General features: G+C 66.9%; 27 protein-coding genes. 8 read left to right on the forward strand and 19 right to left on the reverse strand.

The window, feature by feature from the left end:
- Window positions 1-21: 21 nt before the first annotated feature.
- Together H977_RS0130165 and H977_RS0130170 are read right to left on the reverse strand one after the other, a co-directional pair.
- On the reverse strand, window positions 22-330 hold the full coding sequence (locus H977_RS0130165; RefSeq protein WP_029111350.1) for an acylphosphatase: 309 nt from the start codon (window positions 328-330) through the stop codon (window positions 22-24).
- Entirely contained in the window at window positions 327-734 is a 408-nt protein-coding gene (locus tag H977_RS0130170) for an OsmC family protein (protein WP_029111351.1), read from the reverse strand. The genes H977_RS0130165 and H977_RS0130170 overlap by 4 nt, the downstream gene beginning before the upstream one ends.
- Before the next feature lie 138 nt (window positions 735-872).
- Between H977_RS0130170 and H977_RS0130175 the strand changes: the two genes are divergently transcribed.
- A complete protein-coding gene (locus H977_RS0130175) occupies window positions 873-1,721 on the forward strand; it encodes an Rv0361 family membrane protein (RefSeq protein ID WP_029111352.1) in 849 nt (282 codons plus the stop codon).
- Between the two features lie 11 nt (window positions 1,722-1,732).
- Here the strand turns inward: H977_RS0130175 and mutM are convergent, their stop codons facing one another.
- The 11 genes from mutM to H977_RS0130230 all read right to left on the reverse strand — a co-directional run bounded on the left by mutM (window position 1,733) and on the right by H977_RS0130230 (window position 12,689).
- Complete coding sequence (mutM, locus tag H977_RS0130180) at window positions 1,733-2,599, reverse strand: bifunctional DNA-formamidopyrimidine glycosylase/DNA-(apurinic or apyrimidinic site) lyase (RefSeq protein WP_029111353.1); 867 nt, start codon at window positions 2,597-2,599, stop codon at window positions 1,733-1,735.
- A gap of 6 nt (window positions 2,600-2,605) precedes the next feature.
- Window positions 2,606-3,298 (reverse strand): ribonuclease III, encoded by a 693-nt coding sequence (rnc, locus tag H977_RS0130185; protein WP_029111354.1) that lies wholly within the window; start codon window positions 3,296-3,298, stop codon window positions 2,606-2,608.
- Window positions 3,295-3,906, reverse strand: coding sequence for a YceD family protein (locus H977_RS0130190; protein WP_029111355.1), 612 nt, complete (start codon window positions 3,904-3,906; stop codon window positions 3,295-3,297). The genes rnc and H977_RS0130190 overlap by 4 nt, the downstream gene beginning before the upstream one ends.
- Before the next feature lie 66 nt (window positions 3,907-3,972).
- Complete coding sequence (gene sepIVA / locus H977_RS0130195; RefSeq protein ID WP_029111356.1) at window positions 3,973-4,710, reverse strand: cell division protein SepIVA; 738 nt, start codon at window positions 4,708-4,710, stop codon at window positions 3,973-3,975.
- Between the two features lie 116 nt (window positions 4,711-4,826).
- Complete coding sequence (locus H977_RS0130200; protein ID WP_029111357.1) at window positions 4,827-5,393, reverse strand: hemerythrin domain-containing protein; 567 nt, start codon at window positions 5,391-5,393, stop codon at window positions 4,827-4,829.
- 85 nt (window positions 5,394-5,478) lie between these two features.
- The gene (gene coaD, locus H977_RS0130205) at window positions 5,479-5,955 is read right to left on the reverse strand and encodes a pantetheine-phosphate adenylyltransferase (RefSeq protein WP_029111358.1); all 477 of its coding nucleotides are present in this window, start codon (window positions 5,953-5,955) and stop codon (window positions 5,479-5,481) included.
- 51 nt (window positions 5,956-6,006) lie between these two features.
- Entirely contained in the window at window positions 6,007-6,573 is a 567-nt protein-coding gene (gene rsmD / locus H977_RS0130210; RefSeq protein WP_081681910.1) for a 16S rRNA (guanine(966)-N(2))-methyltransferase RsmD, read from the reverse strand.
- Window positions 6,570-10,025, reverse strand: a complete 3,456-nt coding sequence (locus H977_RS0130215; protein WP_029111360.1) for a pyruvate carboxylase — start codon at window positions 10,023-10,025, stop codon at window positions 6,570-6,572. Before H977_RS0130215 ends, rsmD begins: the two co-directional genes overlap by 4 nt.
- A gap of 34 nt (window positions 10,026-10,059) precedes the next feature.
- The gene (locus H977_RS0130220) at window positions 10,060-10,683 is read right to left on the reverse strand and encodes a vitamin K epoxide reductase family protein (protein WP_036477720.1); all 624 of its coding nucleotides are present in this window, start codon (window positions 10,681-10,683) and stop codon (window positions 10,060-10,062) included.
- Complete coding sequence (locus H977_RS0130225) at window positions 10,680-11,525, reverse strand: DsbA family protein (RefSeq protein WP_029111362.1); 846 nt, start codon at window positions 11,523-11,525, stop codon at window positions 10,680-10,682. The genes H977_RS0130220 and H977_RS0130225 overlap by 4 nt, the downstream gene beginning before the upstream one ends.
- 27 nt (window positions 11,526-11,552) lie before the next feature.
- A complete protein-coding gene (locus tag H977_RS0130230) occupies window positions 11,553-12,689 on the reverse strand; it encodes an alpha/beta hydrolase (protein WP_029111363.1) in 1,137 nt (378 codons plus the stop codon).
- On the opposite strand from H977_RS0130230, the gene H977_RS0130235 reads away from it, so the two are divergent.
- Both H977_RS0130235 and H977_RS0130240 read left to right on the forward strand, forming a co-directional pair.
- Window positions 12,688-13,530: an aldo/keto reductase gene (locus tag H977_RS0130235; RefSeq protein ID WP_029111364.1), complete on the forward strand. Its 843-nt coding sequence runs from the start codon at window positions 12,688-12,690 to the stop codon at window positions 13,528-13,530. The genes H977_RS0130230 and H977_RS0130235 overlap by 2 nt on opposite strands.
- Window positions 13,531-13,535: 5 nt before the next feature.
- On the forward strand, window positions 13,536-14,378 hold the full coding sequence (locus H977_RS0130240) for an aldo/keto reductase (RefSeq protein WP_029111365.1): 843 nt from the start codon (window positions 13,536-13,538) through the stop codon (window positions 14,376-14,378).
- Here the strand turns inward: H977_RS0130240 and H977_RS0130245 are convergent.
- Window positions 14,366-14,980 (reverse strand): TetR/AcrR family transcriptional regulator, encoded by a 615-nt coding sequence (locus H977_RS0130245; RefSeq protein ID WP_029111366.1) that lies wholly within the window; start codon window positions 14,978-14,980, stop codon window positions 14,366-14,368. The two genes, H977_RS0130240 and H977_RS0130245, sit on opposite strands and share 13 nt — an antisense overlap.
- A gap of 60 nt (window positions 14,981-15,040) precedes the next feature.
- Between H977_RS0130245 and H977_RS0130250 the strand changes: the two genes are divergently transcribed.
- Window positions 15,041-15,547 (forward strand): GNAT family N-acetyltransferase, encoded by a 507-nt coding sequence (locus H977_RS0130250; protein WP_029111367.1) that lies wholly within the window; start codon window positions 15,041-15,043, stop codon window positions 15,545-15,547.
- Between the two features lie 12 nt (window positions 15,548-15,559).
- Here H977_RS0130250 and H977_RS0130255 read toward each other — a convergent pair whose 3' ends face one another.
- The 3 genes from H977_RS0130255 to H977_RS0130265 are packed head-to-tail and all read right to left on the reverse strand — an operon-like array spanning window position 15,560 to window position 20,138.
- Entirely contained in the window at window positions 15,560-16,267 is a 708-nt protein-coding gene (locus H977_RS0130255; RefSeq protein ID WP_029111368.1) for an HNH endonuclease family protein, read from the reverse strand.
- The gene (gene recG, locus H977_RS0130260; protein ID WP_029111369.1) at window positions 16,264-18,498 is read right to left on the reverse strand and encodes an ATP-dependent DNA helicase RecG; all 2,235 of its coding nucleotides are present in this window, start codon (window positions 18,496-18,498) and stop codon (window positions 16,264-16,266) included. Before recG ends, H977_RS0130255 begins: the two co-directional genes overlap by 4 nt.
- Complete coding sequence (locus tag H977_RS0130265) at window positions 18,498-20,138, reverse strand: DAK2 domain-containing protein (protein WP_029111370.1); 1,641 nt, start codon at window positions 20,136-20,138, stop codon at window positions 18,498-18,500. The genes recG and H977_RS0130265 overlap by 1 nt, the downstream gene beginning before the upstream one ends.
- Window positions 20,139-20,407: 269 nt before the next feature.
- On the opposite strand from H977_RS0130265, the gene rpmB reads away from it, so the two are divergent.
- Both rpmB and H977_RS0130275 read left to right on the forward strand, forming a co-directional pair.
- Window positions 20,408-20,602: a 50S ribosomal protein L28 gene (gene rpmB, locus H977_RS0130270; RefSeq protein WP_029111371.1), complete on the forward strand. Its 195-nt coding sequence runs from the start codon at window positions 20,408-20,410 to the stop codon at window positions 20,600-20,602.
- Window positions 20,603-20,706: 104 nt separating this feature from the next.
- On the forward strand, window positions 20,707-21,030 hold the full coding sequence (locus H977_RS0130275) for a hypothetical protein (RefSeq protein ID WP_029111372.1): 324 nt from the start codon (window positions 20,707-20,709) through the stop codon (window positions 21,028-21,030).
- Window positions 21,031-21,035: 5 nt separating this feature from the next.
- On the opposite strand, the gene H977_RS0130280 is transcribed toward H977_RS0130275, so the two are convergent.
- Both H977_RS0130280 and H977_RS0130285 read right to left on the reverse strand, forming a co-directional pair.
- Complete coding sequence (locus H977_RS0130280; RefSeq protein ID WP_051289227.1) at window positions 21,036-21,773, reverse strand: uracil-DNA glycosylase; 738 nt, start codon at window positions 21,771-21,773, stop codon at window positions 21,036-21,038.
- A gap of 48 nt (window positions 21,774-21,821) precedes the next feature.
- Window positions 21,822-22,805 (reverse strand): thiamine-phosphate kinase, encoded by a 984-nt coding sequence (locus H977_RS0130285; RefSeq protein ID WP_036477730.1) that lies wholly within the window; start codon window positions 22,803-22,805, stop codon window positions 21,822-21,824.
- Window positions 22,806-22,911: 106 nt separating this feature from the next.
- Here H977_RS0130285 and H977_RS0130290 point away from each other — a divergent pair, with 106 nt between their 5' ends.
- Window positions 22,912-23,154, forward strand: coding sequence for an Lrp/AsnC ligand binding domain-containing protein (locus H977_RS0130290; RefSeq protein ID WP_029111375.1), 243 nt, complete (start codon window positions 22,912-22,914; stop codon window positions 23,152-23,154).
- A gap of 10 nt (window positions 23,155-23,164) precedes the next feature.
- Window positions 23,165-23,743, forward strand: coding sequence for a DUF3515 domain-containing protein (locus tag H977_RS0130295; RefSeq protein WP_029111376.1), 579 nt, complete (start codon window positions 23,165-23,167; stop codon window positions 23,741-23,743).
- Window positions 23,744-23,756: the final 13 nt, after the last annotated feature.

Here is a 23,756-nt window from a genome sequence, read left to right on the forward strand (position 1 = left end):
CTTACCCTACCGCCGACTCGGCTACCGTTCGTGAAACCCCGTCATCGGGGCGTCGGAATCCGCCCAATCTGCGACGACGTTATCCACGACCCCCGGGGTCTGACCGCTCCGCAACAGCTCAAGCAATCGCTGACAGTTCGCCCGCGATCCCTGCGCCACGACATGGACCCTGCCGTCGGGCCGATTCGAGGCAAACCCCGTCAGTCCCAGTTCAAGAGCCCGTGACCGGGTCCACCAGCGGAACCCCACGCCCTGCACATGACCGTGCACCCAGGCGCTCAGGCGCACCTCGGACTCGGTTCCTGCCGCGGGGAGTCCCGGTCCGGTCATCGAGTGGCGACCTCGAACTTCACCTCGGTGCCCGATTTCAGCGTGCGTCCGACTGTGCAGACCTGATCGATCGCCCGCTCGACCACCGTCAACAGCCTGGCGACATCGCTCTCGGACAGACCGGACACGTCGATCTCGAGTTTCTCCTCCAGCAGCGGGTAGCGCTCCTGCTCACGGTCCGCCGGCCCGGACACCCGGATCGTCGCCGGATAGTCGTCGCCCAGGCGTCGACGCAACGGCTGATCGCTCGACATACCACTGCACGCCGCGAGGGCGATCTTCATCAATTCGCCCGGCGTGAACACGCCCTCGACATCCTCACTGCCCACGAGTACCTCTGCGCCCCGTGAACTGCGCCCTACATACCTGCGGACGCCGGTGCGGTCAACCCAAAGTTCGGTCATGCGGTATTTCTACACGCCGCGACACCCGGTTATTCCAGCGGTGATGGTCCGCCCAGCACGCCAGCGGCCCCCGTTCACCACGACGGTGAGGCAGGCAGCGACGATAGACTCGGTAGACCGACTTCGCCAAGGAGCACCGTGACCTATCCGCCGAGCAATCCGCCCACCCCGCCATCGGGTTCTCCCGGGCCGTGGCAGCAGCCGTATCAGCAGGGCGGTCCTCAGGGATATCCGAACACCGGTGCCAACCCTGCTCAGCCCTACGGATCACCGCAACAGCCTGAGCAGCCCTACGGGTCACCGTATGGAGCGCCACAGCAACCCGAGCAGCCCTACGGGTCACCGTATGGAGCGCCACAGCAACCTCAGGATCCGTACGGCTCGCCGTACGGGACACCGCAGCAGCCTCAGGCGCCGTACGGCTCGCCGTACGGAACGCCCCAGCAGCCGTACGGCCCCCCCTACGGTGCCCAGCCCTACGGTGCACCGCAACAGCCGTACGGCTACCCCACCCCCAAGCCGCCCGGCGGAGGCAACGGGAAACTGTTCGCGATCATCGGTGTGGTTGTGGCCGTGCTGGTGTTGGTCGGCGGCATCGCCTTCTTCGCGTTCGGTGGCGGTTCGGATTCAGGCAGCCGCAACAGCGCGGGCTCCTCACAGTCCGGCGAGAGCTCTGCCGAGCAGGAGGTCCGGGATTTCCTCGACGAGGTGATGTCGAGCAGCAGCGACCTCAACGAGGCGCTCCCCTATTTCTGCCAGGCCGATCAGGACCTCTTCGAGAAGATCGGCGGGCTGGATGCCATCGACATTCCGAAGACCACCGATTCCAGCGGTACGGCGGAGATCACCAAGATCACGGTGAACGGCAACAAAGCGGTCGTCGACATCTCCAGCAGCGCGGGCCCCGGCAAGTTGTACCTGCGCAAGGAAAGCGGATCGTGGAAGATCTGCATGTCCGACATGCCGGGCATGCCCAGCATGCCTTGATCGGTTTGGGGTCAGCCCCGGGGGCGGGGCTGACATTTCGGGCAGTAGAACGATGACCTGTTCATGAATTTGTCGCGGCGCATCACCGCTCCGCACCGCCGGCACGGCTCACCCTCACGGCCGTAGGCGTCCAAAGACCGTTCGAAGTAACCGGATTCGCCGTTGACGTTCACATACAGCGAATCGAACGACGTACCACCCTGGCTCAGCGCGTCGGTCATCACCTCGGCGGCCGCGTCGAGTACCTCGGCCAGCCGGCGGCGCGGCAGCAGCGCAGCGGTTCTGGCGCCGTTGATCTTGGTCCGCCACAGCGCCTCGTCGGCGTAGATATTGCCGATACCGGATACCACGGTCTGATCGAGCAGCTGACGTTTGATCTCGGAATGCTTGCGGCGCAATACCGTAACCACGCGGTCGCGGTCAAAGAGCGGGTCGAGCGGATCGCGGGCGACGTGTGCCACCGGTTGTGGCACGGCGGTGCCGTCCACCGTCACCAACTCGGCCAATTGCCAGCCACCGAACGTACGTTGGTCGACGAAACTCAGGGCCGTGCCGTCGTCGAGCACCGCGGCAATCCGCAGATGCCGGTCGTCGCGGATGGGACCCAGCAGCATCTGGCCACTCATCCCCAGATGCACCACCAAGGCGTCAGTCTCGTCGTCGCCGCCGTCTTCGCCCAACGTCAGCCACAGGTACTTGCCGCGTCGGCCGGTTCCGGTGATGCGGGCACCGAGCAACCGCGCCGTCAGATCGCCCGGGCCGGCCTCATGACGACGTACCGCACGCGGGTGATGCACGCGCACCGCCGAAATCGATTTGCCCGCAACATGTTCCTGCAAACCCCGGCGGACTACCTCTACCTCGGGCAGCTCGGGCATCGATACTCACGCATCGTCGAGCGCATTCCAGGCCGCCGCGGCGGCCTTGAGCTCGGCTTCTTTCTTGTTACGCCCCACACCCCTGCCGTATTCGACATCGGCCACCACCACGACGGCCGAGAATTCCTTGTCGTGGTCGGGCCCGGTGGAGGTCACCACGTAGCTCGGGGCACCGAGCCCGCGGGAGGCCGTCAGCTCCTGCAGGCTGCTCTTCCAGTCCAGTCCGGCGCCCAGCGTCGGCGCCGTGTCGAGCAGCTCACCGAACAACCGCAGGATCACCTCCCGCGAAGTGGTCAGGCCGTGCTGCAAATAGATTGCGCCGAGCAGGGATTCGACACCGTCGGCGAGAATGCTGGATTTGTCGGCACCACCGGAGTTCTCCTCCCCCTTGCCGAGCAGCAGGTGACTGCCGAGGCCACCGTCGGTAAGCCCGCGACCGACATCGGCCAGCGCCTGGGTGTTGACGATGCTGGCCCGAAGCTTCGCCAGATCGCCTTCCGAGCGTTCGGGATGGCGGTGATAGAGCTCCTCGGTGATGGTCAACCCGAGCACCGCATCTCCGAGGAACTCCAGCCGCTCGTTGGTCGGCAGGCCGCCGTTCTCATAGGAGTAGCTGCGATGGGTCAACGCAATGGTGAGCAGGTCGTCTGGCAGGTCGACACCGAGTACGCCCAGCAGCGCGTCGTGCGAGTCGGTCACTCGTCGCCCCTGGGCCGGTCGTCGTCGGGCAGCATGGCACTCAGCTTGGCCCAGCGCGGATCGATCTTGTCGTGGTGGTGGCCCGGCTCGGCGGTGGCGAGCGCGACCCCGCAGTCAGGACACAGGCCCGGGCAGTCCGGACGGCACAACGGCGAGAACGGCAGAGCCAATCCGACAGCGTCGATGATCGGCTGTTCCAGATCGACCGTGTCGGCCTGACCAGAGGCGCCGACCCGACCCATCTCGTCGGCCTCGGTGGTCTCGTCGGTGGTGCTGTCCGGGTACGCGTACAACTCGGTGAGGTCGATCTCGACGTCACCGGTCAGTGCGGTCAGACAGCGGGCACATTCACCGACCGTGGGAGCCGAGACGGTTCCGCTGACCAGCACGCCCTCCGACACCGCCTGCAGCTGCAGATCGAGTTCGAGTGGTGCACCCTTCTCGATGGCAACCAGTTCGGCCCCGATCCGGACCGGACTGGGCACCGTCTCCTGGTGGGCCAGGAACGAACCCGGCCGCCGACCTAGCCGGGAGACATCGATCACCAAGGGCGATCGGGGGCCTCTGTGGCCCGCGCCATGCCTGCCTGATTTCGCATGCGTCGCCATGCATCGATCCTACGGCGACGTCAGATCGCACCACGACGCAGTGCGCGACGATGCCGCACGCGGGGGTCAGCGGGTGGCGTAGTCGTGCGTGCCGGCCGTCGTGCGCAGCTGGTGACGTCCACGGCCGACGGACCGCAACGTGCCGTTGAGGAAGTCCTCGAACTCGGCCAGTTTGCTGTCGACGTAGATGTCGCACTCGCCGCGCAACCGGTCGGCTTCCGCGTGAGCCGCATCGATGAGCCGGGTGGCCTCGGCGGTCGCCGTCGACACGATCTCGGTCTGCGAAACCAGGCGCTGTTGCTCCTTGATGCCCTCTTGCACGGCTTTCTCGTAGGAAAGGTTCCCGTTCTCGATCAGGCGATCGGCTTCCGCCTTGGCCCGGCCGGTGCTCGCGTCGTATTCGCGTTTTGCCGAGGCCGCCAGGCGGGCCGCCTCTTCGCGTGCCTCCCCGACCATGCGTTCGCTGTGCTGCCGGGCCTCGACCACCATCCGGTCAGCCTGCGCCTTGGCGTCTGCGAGCAGCCGATCAGCCTCACCCCTGGCGTGGTTGAGCATGCCGTCGGCATCGGCGTTGGACTTCGACATCACCGACTCGCAGTGCTCCTTGGCTTCGCGCAGCAGCGAATCACGTGCATCGAGCACATCCTGGGCATCGTCGAGCTCGCCGGGGATCGCGTCCTTGATGTCGTCGATCAGTTCCAGCACATCCCCGCGCGGGACCACGCAACCAGCGGTCATCGGCACACCGCGCGCTTCTTCCACAATCGCGCCGAGCTCGTCGAGCGCTTCAAAAACTCGGTACACGGCAAAACCCTCCAGGCCTCGTTGTTAGTGACTAGTGTGCCTGGTGTTACGCCTGTGACTGGGGAGCACAATCGGTGTGTCGCCCGAGCCATCACCGGCTGTGAGTACCGGCACCATCAGCGCATCGCCGCGCCGATGAGGTCTCGCGCGCGGTCGAGCATCGACGCGAACGGCCCGACAGCGAAATTGAGCCCGGCCGATTCCACCCCGGGATGCGGGCGGGTGGGTGCGATCGCCTCGGCCGCCTGCACGGCCTTGACCATCGCTTCGAGCTCATCTGCGTCGAGCTTGCGATGCAGTTTGTCGAACTCCTCATGCTCCTCGTGCTCGGCATGATCGATCACAGCCTCGCGGAAGCTGGCGAGCGCATCGATGAATTCCTCGGAATCGATATCCATGCCCTCGAGCTTGGACAGCTGTTCCTTGGCGGCGTGTTCCTCGTGCAGGCGGGCGTCGACGATGTCGTCGCCGCCGGCGACCACCCGACGAACCCGCGGGTGCACCACCATCTCCTCGGCGGTCTCGTGCACAGCAAGGAGTTGGCGCAGTTCGACAAACGCCGTTTCGCGCGCCTTGGCGGTGGAGGCGGAGAACACCTCCTCGAACAAATCCTCGATCAGGTGATGCTGGTCTTTGAGGAACTTCACGACATCTTCGGTGGATTGGACGAATGTCTTGGGCACGGCACGGACCTCCGCGGAATCGGTTTTCGAAGTAGGGCGCCATGGGCTGAGCGCCACCCGAACCAATACCCGTCGCGGTCGCGGGCTAACCGCTCAGCTTTTCCTGCAACCTGCGGTTCACCGCCTCGGGCAGCAACGCCGAGACGTCGCCGCCCAACGATGCGACCTCCTTGGCCAAAGACGACGACACGAACGAGTACTGCGGCGTGGTCGCCACGAAGAACGTGTCGACACCGGCCACATGCTTGTTCATCTGCGCCATCTGCAGCTCGTACTCGAAGTCGGTGCCGGTACGCAATCCCTTGACGATCGCGGTCAGCCCGCGCGTCCTGACGAAATCGACCACCAGGCCCTGACCGGACTCGACCCGCAGATTCGGCAGGTGCGTGGTCGACTCGGTGATCATCGCCATGCGCTCGTCGAGATCGAACATGCCCTTCTTGTTGGGATTCACCAGAACCGCCACCACGACTTCGTCGAACTGCGCCGCCGCACGCTCGAAAACGTCGACATGGCCAAGGGTCACCGGGTCGAAGGAGCCGGGGCATACCGCGCCACTCATGGGTGACGACGCTACAGGCCGGCCGGCACCGTATGGGCATCGACCGAACCGCTAACCCACTTCGGCCAGTTCCACCCGAGTATCGCCATAGCGCCGGGCACTCAGCGCATCCCAGCCTTCCGGCCAGTTGACCGGCCCACTCGATGCGCGCCGCTCCACCAGGACGACGCTGCCGACAGCCACCCACCCGCCATCGACCAGCCCCGTGAGCATCGCATCGACCGAAGCGTCGTCGAGGTCGTACGGCGGGTCGGCGAAGACCAGATCCACCGGCCGCGTGGCACCGCCTGCCAACACTTTGTCGACACTGCCCCGGCGCACCGCCGCGGTACGGACGCCCAGCGACGCGATGTTCTCGGCGATGACAGCGGCCGCGCGCTGATCGGCCTCGACAAACACCCCCGAGGTCGCACCACGCGAAAGGGCTTCCAGGCCAAGCGCTCCCGAACCCGCGTACAAGTCAAGCACCGACAATCCGGCGAAATCGAGTCGCGCCGCCAATGCGTTGAAGACGGCCTCTCTGACCCGGTCGGAGGTCGGCCGGGTGCCAAGCCCGGACCCGTGCTGGGGCACCCGAATCCGGCGGCCGCCGAGTGCACCGGCGATGATGCGAGTCAGATCGATTCCCCGGTCGCTTCGCTCCTGCCCGCCGAACCCGATCCCCCGGTCGCTTCGCTCCTGCCCGCCGAACCGACCACCACCAGGAGGTCACCGCCTTCGACCTGTGCTGTGGTGGCCACCGCGACACGTTGCACGGTGCCGGCCTTGGGGGCGGTGATCGCGGCTTCCATCTTCATCGCTTCGATGGTGGCGATCGTCGCGCCGGCCTCGACGGTGTCACCGGCGCTGACACCGACGGTGACCACACCGGCGAACGGGGCTGCGACATGATCGGGATTGTTGCGATCGGCCTTCTCCGCGGCGGGCACCTCACTGGCCACGCTGCGATCGCGCACCAGTACCGGGCGCAGCTGCCCGTTGAGAATGCACATCACCGTGCGCATCCCGCGCTCATCGGCATCGGAGATGGCCTCCAGACCGATCAGCAGCTGCACACCGCGCTCGAGCTCCACGCGATGCTCCTCGCCGTAGCGCAGCCCGTAGAAGAACTGGTTGGCGCTCAAGCTGGAGGTGTCACCGTAGGTTTCGCGGTGTGCCTCGAACTCCGTGGTCGGCCCCGGGAACAACAACCGGTTCAACGCCGCCTGACGTTTGGGCCCCGGCGCCGCCAACAACTGCTCATCCTCAACCGAGAGCTCCTGGATCGGCTTGGCCGGGCCCCGGCCCTCAAGTGCCTTGGTGCGCAACGGTTCCGGCCACCCGCCCGGCGGGTCACCGAGCTCGCCCCGCAAAAACCCGATCACGCTGTCGGGGATGTCGAACCGCGCCGGGTCCGCGGCGAACTCCTCGGCACTGACACCGGCCCCCACCAACGCCAACGCCAGATCGCCGACCACCTTGCTCGACGGCGTCACCTTCACCAACCGGCCCAGCACCCGATCGGCGGCGGCGTAGTTGGCCTCGATGTCCTCGAACCGGTCCCCCAGCCCCAGCGCGATGGCCTGCTGGCGCAGATTGGACAACTGACCGCCGGGGATCTCGTGGGTGTACACCCGTCCGGTGGGAGCAGGCAGGCCAGATTCGAAGGGTGCGTACACCTTGCGCAGCGCTTCCCAGTACGGCTCCAGATCGCACACCGCGTCCAGTGACAGCCCGGTGTCGAACTCGGTGTGCGCGGCCGCGGCCACGATCGAGGACAACGCGGGCTGGCTGGTGGTGCCGGCCAACGGCGCCGCGGCCCCGTCGACCGCCGACGCACCGGCTTGCCAAGCCGCCAGATAGGTGGCCAGTTGCCCACCCGGGGTGTCATGGGTGTGTACGTGCACCGGCAGGTCGAACCGCGACCGCAACGCACTGACCAACAGATGCGCCGAATGCGGACGCAACAATCCGGCCATGTCCTTGATCGCCAGCACATGGGCACCCGCGTCGACGATCTGCTCGGCCAGCTTCAGGTAGTAATCGAGCGTGTACAGATTCTCCGCCGGATCCGACAGGTCTCCGGTATAGGACATCGCCACCTCGGCGATCGCCGTGCCGGTCTCGCGGACCGCATCGATCGCCGGGCGCATCGACTCGACATTGTTCAACGCGTCGAAGATCCGGAAGATATCAATGCCAGTTCCGGTGGCTTCTTGAACGAACGCCGAGGTCACCAATTCCGGATACGGCGTATAGCCCACCGTGTTGCGGCCCCGCAGCAGCATCTGCAGACAGATGTTGGGCACCGCCTCGCGCAGCGCGGCCAGCCGCTCCCACGGATCTTCCTTCAAAAACCGAAGCGCCACATCGTAAGTCGCTCCACCCCAGCACTCGATGGACAGCAACTGCGGCATCATCCGCGCCACATACGGCGCCACCTTGAGCAGCCCGGTCGAGCGCAACCGGGTCGCCAACAGCGACTGATGCGCATCACGGAACGTGGTGTCGGTGACCCCGAGTGCCTTACTGTCACGCATCCAGGCCGCAAAACCCTGCGGACCCAACTCGATCAGACGCTGCCGCGAACCCGCCGCCGGCACCGTCGACAGATCCAGCAGCGGCAACTTGTCCTGCGGGTACACCCCCGTCGGGCGCTCCCCGTTCGGCTTGTTCACCGTGACATCGGCCAGATAGTTCAAGATCTTGGTGCCGCGATCAGCCGGGGTGTGCGCGGTCAGCAGCTGCGGGCGCTCGTCGATGAACGACGTGGTGACCCGTCCGGCGCGGAAATCGGGATCATCGATGACCGCTTGCAGGAACGGGATATTCGTCGACACTCCGCGGATGCGGAACTCCGCCAGCGCGCGCCGCGCCCGGGCCACCGCCGTGGAGAAGTCACGTCCGCGACAGGTCAGCTTGACCAGCATCGAGTCGAAATGCGCCAACACCTCGGCCCCGACATTGGTGCCACCGTCCAACCGGACCCCGGCACCGCCGGGCGAGCGGTAGGCGGTGATCCGGCCGGTGTCCGGACGGAAACCGTTGGCCGGGTCCTCGGTGGTGATCCGGCACTGCATCGCCGCCCCGCGAATGACCAACGAATCCTGGTCCAACCCCAGATCGGCCAGGCTCTCCCCCGCCGCGATCCGCAACTGCGAGCCGACCAGATCCACATCGGTGATCTCCTCGGTCACCGTGTGTTCCACCTGAATCCGTGGATTGCACTCGATGAACACGTGATGACCGCGCTCATCGAGCAAGAACTCGATGGTGCCAGCACAGCTGTAGCCGATCTGGCGGGCCAGGGCCACCGCGTCCGCGCAAATCCGTTCCCGCAATTCAGGATCCAGATTCGGCGCCGGGGCCAGCTCGATCACCTTCTGATGCCGCCGCTGCACACTGCAATCCCGCTCGAACAGGTGCATCACGTTGCCCTGCGTATCGGCCAGGATCTGCACCTCGATGTGGCGCGGATTGATCACCGCCTGCTCCAGGTACACCGCGGGATCGCCGAACGCCGACTCCGCCTCACGCGAAGCCGCTTCCACCGCCTCGGCCAACGCATCCGGATCGCTCACCCGGCGCATCCCGCGCCCACCACCGCCGGACACCGCCTTGACGAACACCGGGAACGCCATATCCCTTGCCGCAGCGACCAATTCATCCACCGACGACGACGGCGCAGAAGATGCCAGCACCGGCAGCCCCGCAGCCCGGGCAGCATCGATCGCCCGCGACTTGTTGCCCGTCAACTCAAGAACCTGCGCCGAAGGCCCCACGAAGGTGATCCCGGCCTCCGCGCACGCCGACGCCAACTCCGGATTCTCCGACAAGAACCCGTAACCCGGATACACCGCATCCGCGCCCGAATGCTTGGCGACCCTGATGATCTCGTCCACCGACAGGTACGCCCGTACCGGATGGCCGATCTCACCGATCTGGTAGGACTCATCAGCCTTCAGCCGATGCAACGAATTGCGGTCCTCATACGGGTACACGGCCACCGTCGCGATGCCCATCTCATAAGCAGCACGAAACGCGCGGATCGCGATCTCGCCACGATTGGCGACTAACAGCTTGGAAATCACGGGTAGACCTAACCGACAAGTTGTTTCGGAAGTGTTACAGCAGCGTTGACCAGTATTCCCAGAAACGCACCAAGATCAACAGCAAAAGTGAGGTGAACCAGAGCGCCACGAGCGACCACCGCCACTGGTAGATCGCCCGGGCCACCGTGTTGGTGTGCAGCGGCCGAAGTGCGATCGAACCGGCGACCACCAACAGCGGGATGGTCACCGACCACACCACCATGCAGTACGGGCACAGCGCGCCGATGCGGTAGAGGCTCTGGAAGATCAGCCAGTGCACCATGACGGCACCCAGCAAGCTCCCGGCCGCGAGCCCGGCCCAGTACCACCGGGGCAGCCGAACACCCGCGACCGCCAACACTCCGGTGACCAGAGTGACCGTGAATGCGACCACGCCGATGAGCGAGTTGGGGAATCCGAAGACCGATGCCTGCGGGGTGGTCATCACCGAGCCGCAGGAGATCACCGGGTTGATGCTGCAGGACGGCACGTAGGACGGATCGATCAGCAGCTCGATCTTCTCGACCGTCAACGCCATCGCCGCCGCCAGGCCGACGACACCTGCGATCAGCACCCAGACGGCACTGAGCTTGCCGACGGCTACTCCCGAGGAATCCTCGGTCCCAAGTTCGTCGAGCTCGGCGGCGGTGTCACTCATGGGTTGGCCGGCGCCGGAGCGGGTGCGGGCGCTGCGGGGGCGGGTGCGGCCGGCGCGGGCGCTACGGGAGCGGGCGCACCGGGGGCGGGTGCGGCGGGGCCGGGAGCCGGGCCCTTCAGCGCGGGCAGGTCGCCGACGACCTCTTTGACCTTCGCGATCAGCGCGTCAGGAGTGGTCGGGTTGTATTCCTCGCCGTTGAAACGAACCGTCGGTGTCGAGTTGATGCCGGTGGCCGCGGCCATACCCTGCACCATCTCCACGTAGCGGCCCTTGGTGATGCAGTCGGGCACCTCACCGGCCGCGCCGGCCTGACGGGCCAGCTCGATGATCCGGGCGTTGTCCGGGTAGACACCGCCGCCTTCCTCCGGCTGGATTCCAGGCGTGTAGAGCGCGGAATGGAAGCGGCGGAAGGCGTCGATGGACTCATCGGCGATGCAGTACGCGGCGCCGCCGGCCCGCGACGAGTAACCGTTGCCGGCCTTGTCCAGGATCGCCACCATGTGGTAATCGACGGCGATGGCACCGCTGTCGATGAGCTTGTTGATGGTCGGGCCGAACTGCTGCTCCAGATGACCGCACGCCGGGCACAGGAAATCCTCGAAGAGGCTCAGCGTCACCTTGGGCTCCGATGTGCCCTCTTTGGTGATCACATTGGGCGCGGAGACGTGCACCGCCCGGGCTTCCCCGGAGGCCGGCCGCTTGTGGCCGGTCGTCACGATGTAGAGCACCAGGCCGACGGCGAACAGCACCACCACGGCTGTCAGCCCGATCTGCACCCACAGGTTGCGCTTGCGGTCAGCTGCCTTGAGGTCGTACTTCGCGGTCTTCTTCGGTTTGGCCACGTCGACAAGCGTACCGGCGTGGTCAGGTCAACTTTCGGCGTGGCTGAGATGTGCGCGCAGCGCGGAGATCAGTGCGCCTGTGGCAGTGGCGCTGCCGCCTCCCAGCGGGAAGAAGTTGGCGAACGCATGGATCATCGACCGCTCCTCCCGGAGATCGACCACCACCCCGGCGTCCTGCATGGCCCTGGCATACCGATTGCCCTCATCGCGTAACGGGTCGAACCCGGCGGTGACCACCAGGGCCGGCGGCAGGCCGGAAAGATCCTCGCTGAGCAACGGGGACACCAGCGGATCCTCGGCGGACACCTCGGCGCCGTCGAGGTAGTGCGCGGTGCACCACTCCATGTCACGCTTGCTCAGGAAGTAGCCGTCGGCGAACAGCGTCTTGGATCGCGTCTCGCTCGACACGTCGGTCACCGGGTAGAGCAGCAACTGCAGCGCGGGCAGCGGCAGTTCGGAGTCACGAGCCTGCTGGGCCACCACGGTGGCCAGGTTGCCGCCCGCGCTGTCTCCCCCGACCACGATTCGGTTGGCTCCAAGGCCGGCGGCGTGGTCGAGTGCCCAGCGGTAGGCGGCGTAGGCGTCGTCGGTGGCGGCCGGCGCCTTGTGCTCGGGCGCCAGCCGGTAGCCGACGGAGATCACCTGGACTCCGCCGTCCCGGCAGATCAAGCGACACAGGCTGTCGTGGGTGTCGAGGTCACCGAGGACGAAGCCACCACCGTGGAAATACAGCAGCAACGCCGAGATCGGCGAGGCTCCGGTGCCGTCAGGGACATACCGTCGCGCCGGGATCGGCCCGGCGGGCCCGGGAATCGAAATGTCGGTGACGTCCGCATGGATCCGGACCTTCATCATTGCGGCCGTCTCACGCAGCGCGGCCCGCGAGACCTCGACGCCGGAACCGGGGCGGTAATCGGCGACCAGACCACCCACTCCGGCCGCGTGCTCGGCGGCCAGGGTGAATTGCAGGGTGGTGTCCAGGGTGTTTCCGTCGACGACGACCGAACGCCCGCCCAGCAGCAGACGCTTGGTCCGATCCGAAATCCGGGGAATCGCCGCCAAGGTGAACGCGGTCGCCCGTCCGAGCAGCATCTGTCGGACGGCGTCCCGCCGCTGACCGTCAGATCCGCCTCGGGCCGGTCCGCCTGGCAGACTTTCAGTCATGGCTGCTCCCTCTTCGAGTCCTCGTGTCACGCTCAACGACGGTAATTCGATACCGCAAGTCGGGTTGGGGGTTTGGCAGACCCCTGCCGAGGAGACCGAGCGCGCGGTGACCGCGGCCCTGCAGGCGGGTTACCGGCACATCGACACCGCCGCCGCCTACCGCAACGAGGCCGAGACCGGCCGCGGCCTGGTCAACTCCGGGGTGCCCCGCGAGGACGTGTTCCTGGTGACCAAGCTGTGGAACAGCGATCAGGGGTATGACGCGGCGCTGGCCGCATTCGACGCGAGCCTGGACCGGCTCGGTGTCGACTACCTCGATCTGTATCTGATCCATTGGCCGGTGCCGGCCAACAACGACTACGTGGACACCTTCAAGGCCTTTGCCCACCTGCACGATCAGGGTCGGGTGCGCTCCATCGGCGTGAGCAACTTCGAACCCGAGCACCTCACCGTGCTCATCGACTCCACCGGCATCGTGCCCGCGGTCAATCAGATCGAATTGCATCCGCTGCTACCACAACACGAGCTTCGCGAGGTGCATGCCAGATTGGGCATCGCCACCGAGGCGTGGAGCCCGCTCGGTCAGGGGTCGCTGCTCACCGATCCGGTGATCGCCGGCATCGCCGAACGGCACGGCAAAACCCCCGCACAGGTACTGATTAGGTGGCATATACATCTGGGTAATATCGTCATCCCCAAGTCGGTCAACCCCGAGCGGATTGTGAGTAACTTCGACGTGTTCGATTTCGATCTGGACGAAACGGACATGGCGGCCATCGCCACGTTGGAGACGGACACACGCCTGGGGCCCGATCCCCGAACCTTCAACTTCACAGGATAGGTGACATGACCTCCTCGGACGGGGCAGCGATTCCCACCGTCACGCTCAACGACGACCGTACGATGCCGGTCGTCGGCTTCGGCGTCGGCGGACTCTCGGACTCCGAGGCAGAGGGCGTGGTGTCCGCAGCGCTGGAGGCGGGCCACCGGTTGATCGACACGGCCGCCGCGTACGACAACGAGGCGGGCGTGGGACGTGCCATCGCGGCATCGGGTATCCCGCGCGAGGAACTGTCGGTCACCACCAAGCTGGCCGTGACCGATCACGGTTTCCAGTCCGCCCAGAACGCCGGGCGGGCCAGTCTGGAGCGGCTTGGCTTGGACTACGTGGACCTCTACCTGATCCATTGGCCCGGCAGCGACATCGGCAAGTACGTCGACAGCTGGGGTGGCCTGATGGCGCTGAAGCAGGAAGGCCTGGCGCGCTCCACCGGTGTGTCCAACTTCAGCCCCGAGAACCTCTCGACCATCGTCGACCTGACCTTCACGGCGCCCGCGGTCAACCAGATCGAGCTGCACCCGTTGCTCAATCAGAGCGCATGGCGCGAGGCCAACGCCAAATACAACGTCGTGACGGAGGCCTACAGCCCGCTCGGGGTCGGCAATCTGCTCGACAACCCGGCCGTGACGGCCATCGCCGAAGCGCACGGTAGGACGCCCGCGCAGGTGCTGATCCGCTGGAGTATCCAGCTGGGCAACATCGTGATCTCCCGGTCGACCAACCCGGAACGGATCGCGTCCAACCTCGATGTGTTCGGGTTCGAGCTGACCGACGAGCAGATGAACAGCCTCAACGGCCTCGACGACGGCACCCGGTTCCGGCCGGACCCGGCAACCTATACGGGCTGAGTTCCCGACGGCTGTCCGCTATTCACCAGCAGCGCCCGCTGCAGGCGGATAGCCATGGCCACCCGTTCGGTGTCGCCGGTGGCCAACAGATCGAGCAGCCCGCCGCGCAACACCGCCAATGCCAGCGTCCGGGCCGCGGCGCCGTCTTTGCCGCCCTTCTCGTGCGCCGGCTGACATTCGGACAGCACGTCGAGCCAGTCCTCGACGGTCGCGCGCGCAAACCCGGCCCATGCGCCGTCGGGTTCGACGAGCGAGCGGGCGTAGGCCTCGGCCCACAGCGCCAACAGTGGCCGATGCTCAACGGCGGCAAGCCAATTCCAGATCTCTTCGACAGCCACGGCCAGCCCGACCCGGTCGGTGCCGACAGTTTCCCGAAGCCGTTGCAGGAGCGCGAGCTCATCGGTGCGCGCCCGCGCCAGAAGCGCGCGCACCAAACCGTCCTTGCTGCCGAACAGGAACAGCAGCACCCGCGGGCTGGATCCGATCGCGGCCGCCAGCGGCCGCAGCGACAAGTCACCCAGGCCGTGGGCGAGTGCGTACTGGTAGGACGCCTCAAGGAGTTCGACCTGCCGGGCTGACGGGGTTGTCGTATCCGCTGGCACGTTGGTAGCCTACCGCTACTGAAACGAGTGTGTCAGTAGTCTGACGCGGAGGTCCACACCATGTCGCAGGCCGTCGATGAAAGGCAGGTCGTTCTGCGCCGCGCGGATCACCCCGGCGATCTCGGCTGGGTGATCATGGCGCACGGCGAAATCTACGACCGGCAATTCGGCTGGGATACCGACTTCGAGACCCTCGTCGCCAAGATCGTGGCCGACTTCGCCGAAAACAACGATCCGGCACGCGAATCCGGCTGGATCGCGGAAGTCGACGGCAAGCGAGCCGGATGCATCTTCTGCATGGCGGGCGACGAGCCGACGGTGGCGAAGTTGCGGATTCTGTTGGTCACCCCGGACGCCCGCGGACTCGGACTGGGCACCCGCTTGGTCGAGGAGTGCCTGAGGTTCGCCCGCGAAGCCGGTTACCGCAAGGTCACCCTGTGGACCAACGATGTGCTCGTGGCGGCTCGAAAGATCTACCAAACCTTTGGATTCCGCCTTGTCGACGAGGAGCCTCACCACAGTTTCGGCCACGACCTCAACGGCCAGAACTGGATCGTGGATCTGTAGACGCGCAGCCGCTCAGCCGGTAGGACAGGTACCCGCGGCGTCACGCAGGACCCCGGCTGACGCGGTGTCGACCGGAAGTGCGTAGCCACGCAGCACCTCGACGAACTGCACCGCGTACTGGCACCAGAACGCCTGGTTGGGCGGCATCCAGTGCGCGGGCTCCCGATCGCCCTTGTCCTGATTCGGCTTGCCGGCGACGGCCAGCAGGTTGGCCGGGTCGTTGGCGAAGCGCAGCCGCAGATCGTCCGGCCAGTCACGCGCTCCGAGATCCCAGGCCAACGCAAGGGGGACGATGTGATCGATCTGGACCGAGGCGCCGGTCTGATTGCCGCGCACGAACGGCACCACCGCATTGGTGTAGGGGTCGTGCAGGGTGCCCGTCGCCACAGCCGCCGGACATCGCTTGATCGCGACGAAGGTCTTCTCGACGAGATCGCGGTTGAGGATGTCGTTGCGGGTGTCGCAGCCGTTGTGCCCGCCCGGCGCACTGTTGTCGTCGTCCCAGGACTCACCGAATGCCGCACGACGATAGTCGTTGCCGTGCAATCGGATCGGCACCTCCGGTACTCCGGCCAACAGATCGAACCCTGCAGCGACGGTGGGCGGCTGCGCCTGCGCCGCGAACCGCGTGGAGCGGTCAGCCGAGGTGCTCACCTGGATGGCGACCACCACCGCGAGTGCGACGGCGGCAGCCAGCCACCACACCCGGCTGCGGGTCATGCCTTGTCCAGGTATTCGACGCGGTCGGTGTCGACGAACTGGGCCGCCAGAAGCGCCATCCCGGGATCGTCAGGCCGTTTCTCATACAGCGACTCGCAGAACTCCCGGGCATCGGTGATCACACCCAGGTGATCGGCGAGCGACAGAAAACGCAGATTGATGGTGCGCCCGGACTGGTTGAGCCCCAGCACATCCCCCTCACGGCGCTCCCGCAGATCGAGATCGGCCAGGGCGAACCCGTCGAGCGTGGCGGCGACGGCCTTGATCCGTTCGCCGGCCTTCGAGGTCTCCGGCAGCCGGGTGGCGAGCAGACACAGGCTGGGGTGCTGACCGCGACCGATCCTGCCGCGCAGCTGATGAAGCTGGCTGATCCCGAAACGGTCGGAATCCATCACCACCATGACGGTCGCATTGGGGACGTCGACGCCGACCTCGATCACCGTGGTGCACACCAGAACGTCGATCTCTCCCGCGCGAAACGCGCCCATGACCAGGTCCTTGTCCTCCCCGGACAGCCGGCCGTGCATGAGGCCGAGCCGCAACCCTGCCAACGGTCCCGCGCTGAGTCGGTCGAACAGTTCGAGGACCGTGACCGGTGGGGGGCCGCCCTCGCCACCGTTGTTGTCCTTGGACTTGTCCGACTCGTCGATGCGCGAGGCCACCACGTAGGCCTGGCGTCCGGCGCCGACTTCCTCCCGGATCCGGGCCCACGCCCGGTCGAGCCACGTCGGCTTCTGCGTGACGAAGATGGTGTTGGTGGTGATGGGCTGGCGACCCCGGGGTAGCTCGCGCAGCGTCGAGGTTTCCAGGTCACCGTAGACGGTCAGTGCCACGGTGCGCGGAATCGGCGTCGCGGTCATCACCAGCAGATGAGGGGTCACTCCGTCACGTGCCTTGGCGCGCAGGGTATCCCGCTGTTCCACCCCGAATCGGTGTTGCTCGTCAACCACGACCATCCCGAGGTTGTGGAACTCGACCGCCTCCTGCAGCAGTGCGTGGGTACCGATGACGATGCCCGCCGCGCCGGAGGCCACTTCGCCGCGAACCTCCCGCTTCTGCTGCGGCGTCATGGAACCGGTCAGCAACGCAACCCGGGTACCGTGCTCGGCCCCACCGAGTTGGCCTGCCATGGCCAGCGGCCCCAGGACATCGCGGACCGACCGGGCATGCTGGGCGGCAAGCACTTCCGTCGGCGCCAGCAGCGCACACTGGTAGCCGGCGTCGACCATCTGCAACATGGCCAACACCGAGACGATCGTCTTGCCCGACCCGACCTCGCCCTGCAGCATCCGGTTCATCGGGCGCGTCGCGGCCAGTTCGTCCGAGATCACGTCGAGCACCTCGGCCTGGCCCTGCGTGAGCGCAAACGGCAGGCGGGTCGCCATCTCGGCGGCAAGCCCGTTGTTCCTGCGCACCGCAACGGGCCCGGATTCGCTCAGCTCGCCGTAACGCCGTGCCACCAGACCCCATTGCAGCCCGATCGCCTCGTCGTAGGTCAACCGCTCCATTGCCCGATCCCGGTCGGCCGAGTTCTCGGCCAGGTGGATGGCCCGGAGCGCCTCGTCCTCGCTCATCAGATCCCGCTCGCGCACAAAGGATTCCGGAAGCGGATCCGGGACGGGATCGAGCACGTCCAACACCTGACGCACGCAGGCGTAGATGTCCCAGCTCTGCACCTTGGCGCTGGCCGGATAAATCGGGAAGAAGTCCCGCTCGAACGCCGACAGCAATTCGTCACCAGTCGCCCCTGAGCTGGTGGCGATCGCCTTCATCGCCTTGCTACCGGGGGTCTTGCCGGTCGGGGAATCCAGCACCAGATAGGCCGGGTGCGTCAATTGCATTGTGCCCTTGAAGAATCCAACCTCCCCCGACAGCATGATCCGGGTACCGGTGGGCAGTTGATCGATCATCCAGCCGGCGTTGAAGAACGTGGCGGTCACCTTGGGCCGGTGTTCTCCCAACGTGACGCGCAGCCATTTGCGGGCACGCTTGCCGGGTTGGCTGCGCATCAGACCGTCTTTGGTGTCGGTCACCACGTCGACGAACGTGACGTGCTCACCTTCCTCGAGGTCGAGGGCGTCGTCCTCACCACGTACCGACATGCCCTCGCTGTACTTGCGCGGATAGTGGCGCAGCAGGTCGTTGACAGTCCGCAGACCGAAATTGTCGAAGAGCTTGTCCGCGCCCTTCTTGCCGAGGATGAAGTCCAGCCGGTCGCCGAGGGTGGCCACTACTCCACCCCGATCAGCAAGGCGTCGCCGCGGTGACCGGTGTGATAGGTGACCAGCTCGGCGCCGAGGTGCTCGCGGTGCACATGCGCCTGCAACGCCTCCCCCACGGCGCCATCCACACCCTCACCGGTCAGCACCGTGATCAGCTCGCCACCGGCCACCATCAACAGGTCGATCAACCCGGCGGCCGCCGCGGTGATATCGGGCCCGACGATCAACACCTCATCGCCGGCGATGCCGAGGCCGTCGCCCGGTTTACAACCGCCCGCCCAGGTCAAGGCCTCTTCGGTGGCGATCCGCACCGTGCCGTGCCGCGCGCCCGCGGCGGCTCGAGCCATCGTGTATCCGTCGTCGACCGCCTGCCGGCTCTCGTCGTGCACAGCCAGCGCGGCCAGTCCCTGCACCATCGAACCCGCAGGCACCGGTACGACGTCGATGCCCCAGCCGATCGCGGCGGTGCAGCCGGCCACCAACTCCTCGGCGGCGACGTATCCGTTGGGCAACACCATCACCTGGGCGGCGCCCACGTCGATCAACGAACGCAGCAACTGTTGGGCGCTGATCGGCTCACCCTCCTCGGGCCGCAGCACATGCGCACCCTCCCCCGCGAAGAGTTCGACGCCGCCGTCCCCGTCGACGACGGCCAGCACCGCCCGTTCCCGGGCCCAGCCACCGGCGGACCTCAGGCCCGGAGCGCCGGTCAGCGCCGTGATCTGGATGCGGTTCAGCGACCCGACCGCGAGCCCGGCCTCGACCGCCGCGCCGGCGTCGTCCACATGGACGTGCACCGAATACTGATCACTTCCCGAGGCGGCGATGGCCACCGACTCACCCATCTGCTCCAGCGTCGCGCGCAATCCCTCGACAGCGGAGGCGCCGCATCCGGTCAGCAGGTACATGACCTCGAACTGCGGCGGCGCCTCGGTGGCGGCGAGGTCCGCGGCCGCCGAAACCGCTTGCGGAGAGGCAGGGGCGTAGACCGGCCTGCGGGGCGCATGGCCCACCAGCGTCGCGGTCATCGCGTCGAGCAGAACGAGCAGGCCGCGGCCCCCGGAATCGACCACACCGGCCCTGGCCAGAACGTCGAGTTGCTGCGGAGTGCGATCGAGGGCTGCCGACGCGGCGTCACCGGCTGCGGCCGCCGCATCGGCGACATCGCCGCCCTCGGCCGCACAATGCTCGGCAGCCTCTGCCGCGGCCTCCAGCACCGACACGATCGTGCCAGGCACAGGCGCGCCCATCGAGGTACCGGCCAGCGCCGCGGCGTGGCGAAGCGCCGCAGCGAACAGCGCGCCATCGACGGCGGGCAGGGCGCCGTCGCGCTGGGCCGCCGCGTTGGTGATCACCTCGGCCAGCCCGAGCAGAATCTGCGACAGGATCACCCCGGAGTTGCCCCGGGCGCCCTGCAAAGCGCCGGCCGCCAACGCGCTGGCCACCGCGGGGATGTCCTGATCGTCGCGCTCGGCTTTGACGTGCGCCCACGCCGAACGCATGGTGAACAGCATGTTTGTCCCGGTGTCCGCATCGGCCACCGGGAAAACGTTGAGCTGGTTGATCTCGTCGGTGTGGATGATCAGGTCATCGACGGCAGCGTGGGCCCACGCCCGCAGCGCAGGGGCATCCAGCCGCCGTGCCGACATCGGACCTCCCAATCCCCGAATCAGATTCCCACCGAAACCCTGTGCGACCCGTGTGCGACGCGGTCACCGCCGTGGGCGCCAGCCTATCCACTGCCGGCGACAAACCCGATCAGAGCACCACTGCCTGTGGACAACCTGGAATGGTGTTCACGAGCCGTTTTGGCGATCCTCAGGGCTCCCGGTATTCTGATCAGGTTGTCGGGTCGAGCCCCGCCGTTCTACGGCGAGCGGGCCCAGCCCCCAAGTACTGATTTCGAGGAGTTGTTGATATGGCTGCCGTGTGCGATATCTGCGGAAAGGCGCCTGGCTTCGGCAAGTCGGTGTCGCACTCGCATCGGCGGACCAGCCGGCGCTGGGATCCGAACATCCAGTCGGTGCGTACCGTGTCACGTCCGGGTGGCAACAAGCAGCGCGTGAACGCCTGCACCTCCTGCATCAAGGCCGGCAAGGTCTCGCGCGGCTGACGTCGCGCGCCTGATCGGTGCGCGGCAGTCTTGTTTATCTGAGGTCACGGCGGGTACTTACTACCGTCATGACCCCATGTCGTGCATCACATACACCGCTCTACGTGTTTGCTGCCGCACTCGCGGTCGGCTCGATGCTGACCGCGTGTGGCGGTAATACCTCCGGCAACGACACCACCACCTCGGAGACGCCTACGACGACCGAGGCTCCGGTGACCTCGGAGGGGCCGGCGACTCGCACCGAAACCACGGTTATCGAAACCCCGGTGTCGCCCGCACCCGCATCGCCGTCGGCTCAGATGCCCAGTCCTCCGACCGAGGGCGGCGGCGACGTCACCGTCCAGATTCCTTCACCGGGCATCCCGTCACCCCCGCCGATCCCGGCGCCGCCTGCGATCCCCGCCCCGCCCGCGGTTCCGATGCCCTGACCGCGTCAGGGCAACCGCCAGTCGATCGGATCGACGCCCTTCTGCTGCAACAGTTCATTGGCCCGGCTGAACGGGCGTGATCCGAAGAATCCCCGCGACGCCGACAACGGTGACGGATGCGGTGATTCGATCGTGGCGCAGTCGCCTTCGGCCAGAATCGGTTTCAGCGTCGACGCATCACGGCCCCACAGCACCGCCACCATCGGCTGCTCCCGCGCGACCAAAGCCCGGATCGCACACTCGGTCACCGCTTCCCAGCCCTTGCCGCGGTGCGAGGCCGGAGTGCCCGGGGACACGGTCAGCACTCTGTTGAGCAACATCACCCCTTGTTCCGCCCACGGGGTGAGATCGCCGTTGGCAGGCTGCGGATAGCCGAGATCCTCGGAGTACTCGGTGAAGATGTTCGACAGGCTGCGCGGCAGCGGGCGCACGTCGGCACCGACCGAGAAACTGAGACCCACGGCGTGCCCCGGTGTGGGATACGGGTCCTGCCCGACGATGAGTACGCGCACCTTCTCGAACGGAAAGGTGAAGGCGCGCAGAACATTCTGGCCCGCGGGCAGATAGCGCCTGCCTGCGGTCAGTTCGTCGCGCAGGAACTGCCCCATCTGTGCGACCTGCACTCCGACCGGCTCCAGGGCGCGCGCCCAGCCGGCGTCGACGAGTTCGTCGAGGGGACGCGCACCCGTTGAACCGCCCGTCGCGTCCGCCGTAACTGTCTCGCTCCTCGCGTCCGTCGTCATCGTTTCGCCCCTCGCGTCCGCATCACGACAAACCAACCTAGCGTGCCATCAGTCGAACGATTGCCATCCCGCACTGCCGCCCCACGGCGCGCCGTCGACGAGCACCTCGGCCGGGCTGTCGATCACCCGTCCGATGGCCCGCCAGCCTGGGGGAAGCACATCCGGGAATGTGGCAGCCAGCGGGTGGTCCTCACCGCCGCCCAGCACCCACTGCCACGGATCGGCTCCCACGGCCGCGGCAGCCTCGGCGACCGCTTCTCGATCTCCGTCGAGAAGACCGCGAGCCACGTCGATGCCGACCCCGGACGCCGAGGCGATGTGGCCCAGATCGGCGAGCAGGCCGTCGGACACGTCGGTCATCGAGGTGGCTCCGCCGGCGGCGGCGTGCGCACCCTGCCCGTAGGGCGGCTGCGGTGTCAGGTGTCGCTGCCGCAGTTCCGGGAATCCGTCGACTCCACGCTGCAGGAGCGCGTATCCGGCCGCCGAACGACCCAGCTCCCCCACCACAGCCACGGTGTCGCCGGGCCGGGCACCGCTGCGACACACCGGTTCCCGGCCACCGAGATCACCGAGGACCGTGACCGATATCACCCATTGCGGGGCACTCACCAGATCTCCGCCGGCGATGCTCGCGCCCAGCAGACGCGCCTCGTCCCACAGACCGTCGGCCAGTTCCGCCGCGGCGCCGACGGGGGTGTCCGACGGTGCGCCGAACGCCACCACGAATACGGTGCTCCGCCCGCCCATGGCTTCGATGTCGGCGGCGTTCTGGGCGATGGCCTTGCGCCCGATGTCGTGCGGCGACGACCAGTCCAACCGGAAATGACGGTCCTGCACCAACATATCGGTGGAGACCACGATGCGGCCGTCGGCGGCCGTCACCACCGCCGCGTCGTCGCCCGGACCGAGAGTCACGGCGTCGGCTTGCGCGCGCCCGGCCACCAAGCGGTCGATGACGACGAATTCGCCGGCTCCCGCCAGGGTGTCGGCGTTGTCGTCACCGGGATCGTCGCCGATGGTCTCACCCGTCATATGGCCTCCTGCCGGTCGGCTGCCGCGTCCTGAACCCGGACCCGACCTGCGGTACGTTTGGTGCCTGCGGCCAGCAGTTTATGCAGCGAGATGGAGGAGACAGCCGGTGGTGGAGGCTTTTGTCCTGATCCAGACCGAGGTGGGCCGCGCCGAGGTCGTCGCAAAACAACTCGCCGGCCTGCCGGGCGTGGTGTCCGCGGAATACGTGACCGGGCCCTATGACGTGGTCTTGCGCATCAGTGCCGACACATTGACCGTGCTGCAGTCCGACGTGGTGCCCGCGGTGCAGCAGGTCCCCGGGATCACCCGGACGTTGACCTGCCCGATCGCCAACACGGGCCAGCCATAGAGTTGGTGGTGTGACCGATTCGCATGCCGTCGACGGACCTCCCCGCGCCTTACTCATCGCGGCGGTCGTCGTCGCGGTCTCGGTGCTGATCACCGTCCTCGGCATCGCGGCGTCACGACAGCAGTCCCCTGACCAGCAGCCCGTCGCCATCCCGGCGATCCCGGCGCCCCAGGCCGACAGCCAACAATGTCACGACCTGCTCAACGCGCTGCCCGAGCAACTCGGCGATTTCCGGCGCGCCCCGACCGTCGATCCGACGCCACCGGCCACCGCGGCCTGGCGCGCCGAGCCGGACACCGAGCCGGTCGTCCTGCGCTGCGGGCTGGAACGCCCTGCCGATTTCGTCGTGGGCACCCCACTGCAGGTGGTCGACGAGGTGCAGTGGTTCCGGGTGGGAGACACGGGCGTGGCCGGCCCGGGTGACGTCGCCGACGATCAGGCCCGCAGCACCTGGTATGCGGTGGACCGCCCGGTGTACGTCGCGTTGACCCTGCCTGCCGGCTCCGGGCCGACACCCATCCAGCAGATCTCCGGTCAGGTCGCTCGCACGATGCCGGCCCAGGCGCCGGCGCCGGCGCCGGCGCGCTGAAACGCTCCGTTAC

It is taken from the genome of Mycobacterium sp. URHD0025 (assembly GCF_000426065.1).
In the GTDB taxonomy this organism is placed as follows: Bacteria; Actinomycetota; Actinomycetes; order Mycobacteriales; family Mycobacteriaceae; genus Mycobacterium.

Excerpts from the sequence above, each read along its gene's own strand:
- H977_RS0130190 (WP_029111355.1), bottom strand. The coding sequence starts at position 3,906 with ATGGCGACGCATGCGAAATCAGGCAGGCATGGCGCGGGCCACAGAGGC.
- H977_RS0130165 (WP_029111350.1), bottom strand. The coding sequence starts at position 330 with ATGACCGGACCGGGACTCCCCGCGGCAGGAACCGAGTCCGAGGTGCGC.
- H977_RS0130265 (WP_029111370.1), bottom strand. The coding sequence starts at position 20,138 with ATGTCGGCACGGCGGCTGGATGCCCCTGCGCTGCGGGCGTGGGCCCAC.
- H977_RS0130240 (WP_029111365.1), top strand. The coding sequence starts at position 13,536 with ATGACCTCCTCGGACGGGGCAGCGATTCCCACCGTCACGCTCAACGAC.
- H977_RS0130280 (WP_051289227.1), bottom strand. The coding sequence starts at position 21,773 with ATGACGACGGACGCGAGGAGCGAGACAGTTACGGCGGACGCGACGGGC.
- mutM (WP_029111353.1), bottom strand. The coding sequence starts at position 2,599 with ATGCCCGAGCTGCCCGAGGTAGAGGTAGTCCGCCGGGGTTTGCAGGAA.
- H977_RS0130220 (WP_036477720.1), bottom strand. The coding sequence starts at position 10,683 with ATGAGTGACACCGCCGCCGAGCTCGACGAACTTGGGACCGAGGATTCC.
- H977_RS0130170 (WP_029111351.1), bottom strand. The coding sequence starts at position 734 with ATGACCGAACTTTGGGTTGACCGCACCGGCGTCCGCAGGTATGTAGGG.
- H977_RS0130255 (WP_029111368.1), bottom strand. The coding sequence starts at position 16,267 with ATGACCCGCAGCCGGGTGTGGTGGCTGGCTGCCGCCGTCGCACTCGCG.
- H977_RS0130230 (WP_029111363.1), bottom strand. The coding sequence starts at position 12,689 with ATGACTGAAAGTCTGCCAGGCGGACCGGCCCGAGGCGGATCTGACGGT.
- H977_RS0130235 (WP_029111364.1), top strand. The coding sequence starts at position 12,688 with ATGGCTGCTCCCTCTTCGAGTCCTCGTGTCACGCTCAACGACGGTAAT.
- coaD (WP_029111358.1), bottom strand. The coding sequence starts at position 5,955 with ATGAGTGGCGCGGTATGCCCCGGCTCCTTCGACCCGGTGACCCTTGGC.
- H977_RS0130250 (WP_029111367.1), top strand. The coding sequence starts at position 15,041 with ATGTCGCAGGCCGTCGATGAAAGGCAGGTCGTTCTGCGCCGCGCGGAT.
- rpmB (WP_029111371.1), top strand. The coding sequence starts at position 20,408 with ATGGCTGCCGTGTGCGATATCTGCGGAAAGGCGCCTGGCTTCGGCAAG.
- H977_RS0130285 (WP_036477730.1), bottom strand. The coding sequence starts at position 22,805 with ATGACGGGTGAGACCATCGGCGACGATCCCGGTGACGACAACGCCGAC.